Genomic DNA, 6,861 nt, shown 5'->3' on the forward strand with positions numbered 1-6,861 from the left:
CAGGGCAGCAGCGCGATCGCGGGGGCGTCGGAGCCGGCGAGCGTGGGGAAGTTGACGATCGCCAGCGCCGTCACGGCGATCAGGCCGAGCCCGCCGAGGCCGGGGGCGAGCGCGGTGCGCCACAGCCGGGGGTCGCGCCGCTTGCGGAAGAACGCGACGACGGCGATCCCGGCCAGTGCCTGCAGGGCGATCACGCCGAGGGTGCCGATGCCGGTCATGCTGGCGGTGAGGTCGGCGAGGGGGTCCAGCCCGGCCAGCGCGTACGCGGCCGCGATCAGCGTCGCCAGCCCGATCTGCGTCCCGCTGGCGACGTACGGTGCGCCGTTCGCCGCGTTCGTCCGGCCGAGGACGGCGGGCAGCACGCGGGCCCGGCCGAGCGCGAACAGGTACCGCGTCGCGGAGTTGTGCAGCGCCAGCAGCGCCGCGAACAGGCTGACGACCAGCAGCAGCATCATCACGTCGGTGAGGAACGAGCCCAGGTACGTCCGGCTGATCGAGAAGACGAGGTTCCCGGTCGCCAGGTGGTCCTGCGCGGTCCGCCCGGCCTGCGCGACGCTCGTCGCGCTGACGATCGCCCACGTCGTGACCGCGGCGAACACGCCGATCAGGACGATCGCGGTGTAGGTCGCGCGGGAGATCGTCCGGTGCGGGTCGCGCGCCTCTTCGCTGAACAGCCCGGTGGCCTCGAAGCCGACGAAAGCGTTGAAGGCGAACAAGAACGCGATCCCGATCGAGCCCGAGAACACGACGCCGGGCGCGAACGCCTGGACGTCCAACCCGGTCCGGACGGCCACCGCGACGTCCAGGACGAGCAGGATCGACACCTCGAGGACGAGCGAAACCCCGAGCACCTTCGCGCTGACGTCGACCCCGCGGCGGCCGAGCGCGAACACCGCGACGGCGGACGCGAGGCTCCACAGCTGCCATGGCGTGTGCCAGCCGAAGACCTGCTCGACGACGTTCGCGGTGAAGAAACCGCTCGTCCCGACCGCGCCGGCGACGAAGCAGTTGTAGCCCAGCAGCGCGACGAGCGCGGCGACCAGGCCCATCGGCCGCCCGAGCCCCTTGGTGACGTAGACGTAGAAGCCGCCCGCGCCGGTGACCACTTTGCTCATCTGCGCGTAGCCGACGCCGAAGAGCACGAGGATCAGCGCGGCGAGCAGGAACGCGCCGGGCATGCCGCCGCCGTTGCCGAGCGCGATGCCCAGCGAGGCGATGACGACGATGCCGGTGAGCGGCGCGACGGCGGCGAGGACGAGGAAGACGACGCCCGGTGTGCCCAGCGCGTCGCGGCGCAGGGAGCCCGATTCGGCCATGGGGTTGCTCCTCCCGCAGGGACTGTCCGGGCATGGTGCGCCCCGGTCGTGGCGGGAGTCTTGTGCCGCAGCGCAGAACCGTTGCCTAGCCCGGCACCCACATCGTCACGCGGGTGCCGCGGCCCGGCTGCGAGTCCACGGTGCCGTGCCCGCCGACCTCGGCCAGCCGGGCCACGATGGACTGGCTGATGCCGAAGCCCGGCGGCCGGTCGCGGACGTCGAAGCCCTGGCCCTGATCGCGGGCCACCACCGCGATCCCGCCGTCGCGTTCCTCCACCCGGAGCACGACCTGCTTGGTCCCGGAGTGCTTCACGGTGTTGCGCAACGCTTCCCGGACCGCTTCGACCAGCGCGGTGCGGCGGTCGGAGGAGACCTTGTGGTCGTCGGCGAAGTCCGCGGCGACCAGCTGCGTGCGCAGGCCGTCGCGGGCCAGTTCGGTGGCGACGTCGGCGAGTTCGACCGCGAAGCTGCGCGTCGGGCCGGTCGGCACCGGCTCGGTGATCCGGCGGCGCAGGTCGGCCGCCTCCGCCTTGGCGACCGAGCGGAGTTCGGCCAGCCTGGTGACGGCATGGGCCTGGTCGCCGGGCGCCGAAATGGCCAGCGCTTCGAGCGTCTGCAGCACGCTGTCGTGCATGATCCGCCGGGTCCGGCGGCGTTCGGCCTCGCGCCCGCGCCGCAGCCCGATGTCGACCGCGAACCGCGTGCCGACGCCGAGCAGGATGAGGATCGAGACGGCCAGCACGATCGCCACCGCCAGCGCGACCAGGCAGCCGATCGACCGCGTCATGGCGAGCTGGTTGCCGAGCGGCAGCCCGCCCGCGACGGTCAGCGCCGCCCGCAACGGCACCGCCGCGGCGAACAGCCACAGCGCGGCGGGCAGCCCGGACGTGCCCGCCCACATCGCGACCGCGCCGACCAGCCAGGTCCACGACACGTCGACCGCGAACGGCTGCACCGCGGGCGGCGCCGTCATGGCCACGACGAAGTTGAGCAGAACGCCGACGGCCAGGTCCAGCCCGAGGGCACGGGTCGTGATGCGGGCCCGCAGCCCGCCGGACCGCAGCACCCAGACCACCGCGGCGCTGTTGGAAAGCACCGCGAACGCGGTCGCGCCCAGCACCGGCCCGAGCCCGAGCCCGCCGTTGGCGGCGGCGAACCCGATGAACACCTTGACGAACGCGGCGATCCGGTACGCGAGCGGCACGACGACCCAGTAGCGCGAAGCACGCGCGAGCGTCGCGTCCCCGACCGCGGTGAGGTCACCGTCGTCGGCGACGGGGCCGGCCGGTTCCGCGGGTGTGCCGCTGCGCAACAGCGTGCGGACGAAGGCGCGCGGCGGTGCGGCAGAGCCCGCCTCGGGCATCGGTGGTCCCCATTCATCCGGCCGTCCGGGCGGCCTGAGCCTGGCAGCGCGGCGGGGGAGTCGTCAACAGTCGGGGCCCGGAGTCCAGCCCGGTGGAGCAAGGGACGCGACGGGTTCGTGACCTTGGGGCGGTGGGATGCGGAGTCCGCGGGGTGCGCGGCGCGCGGGGGAGCGCGCTGTGCGGTGATGCCGATGTGTGGGGGAAACCCCGGAGTCCCCGCGCCGGGACGTCACCAGGGTGGGCGGAACTCAGTACGCGTGGAACACCGTGTCCTCGCCCGCGTACTCCGGCCACCCCGGCGAACCCGTCGTGGCGAAGCCGTGCCACGCGGCATTCAGCTCGGTGGCCAGTTCCTGCGGCGGGTTCTCGCCGAGCAGGCCGCGCGGGCCCGGGACCGCGGCCAGTGCGTCGAACACGAACGGGAGCTCGAGGCCGTGGCACGCGCCCAGGCGGCCGTCGAGCAACGGGGAGCCCCACTCGAACTCGTAGCGGAACGTGCGGCCGGTGTGGTTGTCGGCCAGGTCGCGGACGCCGTCGCGGAAGACCAGGTCGGTGAGGGCGTCGACGAGGACCTGGCCGGCCGGGGCGCCGGAGCCGAGGCCGTACGCGTGCAGCACGCCGGCCGGGTCCGGGTGGGAGACCGCCAGTGAGGCGATCGCCTGGTCGTCGGTGACCGCTTCCAGGGCGCCGGTGGGGACCAGGTAGAGGCGCATCTCCTCGCTGCAGCTGCCGGCGATCAGGTCGACGTCGCGGCCCGCGCCCGCGCGGATCGCCTTGGCCGGGTGGTGGGGGAGGACGTCGTCGCCGATCACCGGGAGGAAGGGGCTCAGGCCGTAGCCGCGGTCGTAGCCCAGCGCGTCGCGCAGGTCGGGGGCGCCGCCGGGGCGCAGGACCGCGTCCTGGGCATCGAGGAGCTGCTCGGTCGACACCTTCCGGAACGCCTCCGCGGTGGGTTCGACCTTCAGTTCGTCGGCGACGACCCGGGCCAGCCGCCGGGCCTGGACGCCGTCGCGGACCATGTCGGGGTGTCCGCTTTGGACGATCGCGCGCCGGAAGAGGCCCGGCGAGAGCGGGGAGCCGAGCAGGCAGGCGACGCTGACCGCGCCCGAGGCCGCGCCGAAGAGGGTGACGTTGGCGGGGTCGCCGCCGAAACCGGCGATGTTCTCCTGGACCCAGCGCAGTGCGGCGAGCTGGTCGCGCAGCCCGAGGTTGGTGGTGCCGCCGTCGAGCGGGAGGAAGCCGTCGATGCCGAGCCGGTACTGGACGGTCACGAGCACCGCGCCGGCGCGCGCGAACGCCGTGCCGTCGTAGGCCGCGGCCGAGCCGGTTCCGCCGAGGAACGAGCCACCGTGGACGAACACCAGCACCGGGAGCGCGGCGGCGCCCGGTTGCGGCGTCCAGACGTCGACCGTCAGGTACTCCGGGCCCGGCCGCCAGCCGGTGCCGGCGAGCGGGGTCAGGTCCAGGCCGGGGACGTCGTGGCGGCGCTGCGGTGCGGTCGGCCCGGGTCTTCTCGCGTCACGGACGTCTTCCCACGGTGGCGCGGGGACCGGCTCGGCGAAGCGCAGGTCGCCTTCGGGCGCGGCTGCGTACGGGACGCCGCGGAAGAGCGCGACGCCGTCGGCGGTGACCTGACCGCGGACCGCGCCGGAAGTGGTGGGGACGACCGGGTCGGTCATGCGGGGGATCCCTTCGTGGCACACCGGAGGAGGAGCCCCGACAGCCTAGGACCGCGGACCGGTCGCCGTCATGGTCGATCGTCCCCGCCGTTGTCGCGGATGGATAACGGCGGGGACGACCGGTCAGTCTTCGAGGAGGTCCTCGATGGTGATCGGGATGTGCCGGACCCGCGTGCCGGTCGCGTTGTACACGGCGTTGGCCACCGCCGCCGCCATGCCGACCGTGCCGATCTCGCCGAGGCCCCGCGCGCCGACGGCGTTGTGGAGCGTGTCCGGGTACTCGACGAAGTGGACGTCGACCTCCGGGATGTCGGCGTTCACCGGGAGCAGGTAGCTCGCGAAGTCGCCGTTGGCGAGCCGGCCGCTGGCCTCGATCTCCAGACCCTCGTGCAACGCCGCCGAGACGCCCCAGATCATGCCGCCCATGATCTGGCTGCGGGCCGCCTTGTCGTTGATGATCCGGCCCGAGTCGAACACGCCGAGCAGCCGTGAGACACGGGCTTCGCGGGTCAGCTTGTGCACCCGGACCTCGCAGAACTGGGCGCCCCACGAACTGAACGAGTGCTTCGTGAGCTCCTCGCCCGGCGCCGACGAGCCGGTCACCTCGAGCGACTCGCGGCCCACGGCGCGCAGCAGCTCGCCGAAGGTCATGCTGCGGCCGTCCGCGAACACCCGGCCGTCGGCGTAGGTGACCTCGTGGCCTTCGAACGGCGCACCCGGATCGGCCGCGAGCGCCACCAGCTCGTCGATCGCCTTGACCGCCGCGATCATGATCGCGGTGCCCGCGCTCGCCGTCGCCGTCGAGCCGCCGGACAGGCCGCCCGACGGGAACGCCGAGTCGCCGAGCCGCGGCGTGATCCGGTCGGCCGGGATGTCGAGCGACTCCGCGCCCACCAGCGCGAGCACGGTGAGCAGGCCGGTGCCGGGGTCGGCGCCGCTCATGGCGACGTCGGCGGTGTCGTCGGCCCGCAGCGTGATGCCGGCCGTGGCCGGGAACCGCAGCGCCGGGAACATCGCGGTGGCCACGCCCATGCCGACGAGCCAGTCGCCGTCGGTGCGCGAGCCGGGCGGGCGGTGCGCCCAGCCGAAGCGCTGCGCGCCGACGCGGAAGCACTCGTCGAGGTGCTTGCTCGACCACTGCAGGTCCTTGCCGGGCGGGGCGGTCGAGTTGTTGCGGATGCGCAGCTCGATCGGGTCCATGCCGAGCGCGACGGCGAGCTCGTCGATCGCGCTTTCCAGCGCGAACGAGCCGGGTGCCTCGCCGGGGGCGCGCATGAACGTCGTCGGCGGGATGTTCAGCGGCACGATCTTCTGGCTGATGGCCAGGTTCTGCGTGGCGTACCACTCGCGCGAGGTGCCGTGCGACGTCGGCTCGACGAACGAGCGGGCGGCGTCGGTGCTGCACCACGAGTCGTGGCTGAGCGCGACGAGCGAGCCGTCCCGTTCGGCGCCGAGCTTGATCGTCTGGACCGTCGCGGCCCGGCCCGCGGTCGCGGTGAACACCTGTTCGCGGGTGAGCGCGGCCTTGACCGGGCGGTTGAGGGCACGGGCCGCCGCGGCGGCGAGGAACGCCGGCGCGGACGTCCGGCCCTTGCCGCCGAACGCGCCGCCGACGAAGGGGTTCACGCAGTGGACGGCGGTCAGCTCCAGTTCCAGGGCGCTGGCCAGCTCCATCGCCTGCAGGTCCGACGCCTGGTTGCCGCTGTAGACGGTCAGCTCGCCGTCGTCCCACACCGCGACTGCGGAGTGCGGCTCCATGGCGGCGTGGTTCTGCGTCGCCGTGGTGTAGGTGGCCTCGACGACGACCGGGCTCGCGGCGAAGGCGTCCTCGATGGACTCGACGCCGTCGGAGAGGACCTCCAGCGTCGGCGGCGCGCCGTCCCGGGCCGGCGGCGCGTCTTCGGCCGTGGCGAGCCCGTCGGTCAGCGACGTCTTGGCCGGCAGCGGGCGGTAGGCGACGTTCACGAGCGACGCCGCGTCGCGGGCCTGCTCGAACGTCTCCGCGACGACGAAGCCGATCGGCTGGCCGTAGTAGGTGACTTCCTTGTCCTGCAGCGGAACCGGCGTCTCGCCGAACAGCGGCGACGTGGCGGTGCGCATCTCCAGCGAGTCGAACGGCGAGTACACCCCGACCACGCCGGGTGCCTCCCGCGCGGCGGAGAAGTCCATGGCCTCGATTTCGCCGTGGGCGATCGTGCTGAGCACGACGTAGCCGTAGGCCATGCCGGGGAAGTGGTGGTCGGCGCCGTACTTGGCCCCGCCGGTGACCTTCAGCGGCGCGTCCAGCCGGGTGATCATCGGGAGCTCTCCTCGGTCAGTTCGAGCAGCGCGCGGACGATGGTCCGCTTGAGCAGCGGCACCTTGTACCCGTTGCCGGACAACGGTCGGGCGCCGTCGGCCGCCGCGGCGGCGGCTTCTTCGAAGGTGGCCTGCGTCGCCGGGCGGCCGCGCAGGGCGGCTTCGACGGCGGGCAGGTGCCACGGCACGGTCCCCACGCCGCCG

4 protein-coding genes and 1 pseudogene are annotated in these 6,861 nt (G+C 73.6%); all 5 read right to left on the reverse strand.

Annotated features, from left to right (window positions below):
- On the reverse strand, positions 1-1,316 hold a 1,316-nt coding region (locus G3I65_RS38215), incomplete at its 3' end, for an APC family permease (RefSeq protein WP_160700413.1).
- An 85-nt stretch (positions 1,317-1,401) separates the two neighbouring features.
- Positions 1,402-2,679, reverse strand: coding sequence for a sensor histidine kinase (locus G3I65_RS38220; protein WP_160700414.1), 1,278 nt, complete (start codon positions 2,677-2,679; stop codon positions 1,402-1,404).
- A gap of 249 nt (positions 2,680-2,928) precedes the next feature.
- Positions 2,929-4,359 (reverse strand): carboxylesterase/lipase family protein, encoded by a 1,431-nt coding sequence (locus G3I65_RS38225; RefSeq protein ID WP_160700415.1) that lies wholly within the window; start codon positions 4,357-4,359, stop codon positions 2,929-2,931.
- Between the two features lie 123 nt (positions 4,360-4,482).
- Complete coding sequence (locus G3I65_RS38230) at positions 4,483-6,657, reverse strand: xanthine dehydrogenase family protein molybdopterin-binding subunit (RefSeq protein ID WP_160700416.1); 2,175 nt, start codon at positions 6,655-6,657, stop codon at positions 4,483-4,485.
- Positions 6,654-6,861: pseudogene (locus G3I65_RS38235) on the reverse strand (xanthine dehydrogenase family protein subunit M); the annotation flags it as partial. The pseudogene G3I65_RS38235 and the gene G3I65_RS38230, both read right to left, overlap by 4 nt.

Source organism: Amycolatopsis sp. SID8362, from assembly GCF_010550475.1.
Lineage (GTDB): Bacteria > Actinomycetota > Actinomycetes > Mycobacteriales > Pseudonocardiaceae > Amycolatopsis > Amycolatopsis eburnea.

Excerpts from the sequence above, each read along its gene's own strand:
- G3I65_RS38220 (WP_160700414.1), bottom strand. The coding sequence starts at position 2,679 with ATGCCCGAGGCGGGCTCTGCCGCACCGCCGCGCGCCTTCGTCCGCACG.
- G3I65_RS38225 (WP_160700415.1), bottom strand. The coding sequence starts at position 4,359 with ATGACCGACCCGGTCGTCCCCACCACTTCCGGCGCGGTCCGCGGTCAG.
- G3I65_RS38230 (WP_160700416.1), bottom strand. The coding sequence starts at position 6,657 with ATGATCACCCGGCTGGACGCGCCGCTGAAGGTCACCGGCGGGGCCAAG.